Source organism: Burkholderia sp. AU30198 (assembly GCF_020419825.1).
GTDB lineage: Bacteria > Pseudomonadota > Gammaproteobacteria > Burkholderiales > Burkholderiaceae > Burkholderia.
On sequence record NZ_JAIZSA010000053.1, the window covers coordinates 1 to 1,169 of the forward strand.

Annotated in this window: 1 protein-coding gene; it reads left to right on the top strand. The window is 64.7% G+C overall.

Annotation, left to right across the window (positions count from 1 at the left end):
- Nucleotides 1–1,169, top strand: a 1,169-nt coding sequence (locus tag LGN19_RS39445) for an electron transfer flavoprotein-ubiquinone oxidoreductase (protein ID WP_226220245.1), incomplete at both ends; no start/stop codon positions are given.

A 1,169-nucleotide genomic window follows, 5' to 3' on the forward strand; every position in this document is an offset into this window, starting at 1 on the left:
ATCCTGTACAACGACGACGGCTCCGTGAAGGGCGTCGCGACCGGCAACATGGGTGTGGGCAAGGACGGCGAGCCGACCGAGAACTTCCAGCTCGGCATGGAGCTGCACGCGAAGTACACGCTGTTCGCCGAAGGCTGCCGTGGCCACCTGGGCCGCCAGCTAATCTCGAAGTTCAAGCTCGACGCGAACGCGGATCCGCAGGCCTACGGGATCGGCATCAAGGAGCTGTGGGAAATCGATCCGGCGAAGCACAAGCCGGGCCTCGTGATCCACACGGCCGGCTGGCCGCTGAAGTCCGATACGTACGGCGGCTCGTTCCTGTATCACATGGACAACAACCAGGTGGTGGTCGGTTTCGTGGTCGGTCTCGGCTACACGAACCCGTACCTGTCGCCGTTCGAGGAATTCCAGCGCTACAAGACGCACCCGTCGATTCGCGCGTTCCTGGAAGGCGGCAAGCGCGTGTCGTACGGCGCGCGTGCGATCACGGCCGGCGGGCTGCTGTCGCTGCCGAAGACGGTGTTCCCGGGCGGTGCGCTGATCGGCGACGACGCGGGTTTCCTGAACGCATCGCGGATCAAGGGCAGCCACGCGGCGATCAAGACCGGCATGCTGGCGGCCGACGCCGCGTTCGACGCGGTGCAGGCCGGCCGCCAGAGCGACGAGCTCAACGCGTACCCGGACGCCTTCAAGCAGTCGTGGCTGTACACGGAGCTGTACCGTGCGCGCAACTTCAAGCAGTGGATGGCGAAGGGCCTGTACCTCGGCACGCTGATGGTCGGGCTCGAGCAGAAGGTGATGGGCGGCAACGTGCCGTGGACGCTGCACCACAAGCATGCGGACCACGAGATGCTGAAACCGGCATCGCAGTGCCAGCCGATCGAGTATCCGAAGCCGGACGGCAAGCTGACGTTCGACCGGCTGTCGTCGGTGTTCATCTCGAACACGAACCATGAAGAGAACCAGCCGGCGCACCTGACGCTGAAGGATGCGAACGTGCCGGTGAACGTGAACTTGCACACGTACGCGGGGCCGGAGGGGCGCTTCTGCCCGGCGGCCGTGTACGAGTTCGTGAAGAACGACGACGGCAGCGATCGCCTGGTGATCAACGCGCAGAACTGCGTGCACTGCAAGACCTGCGACATCAAGGACCCGACGCAGAACATCGT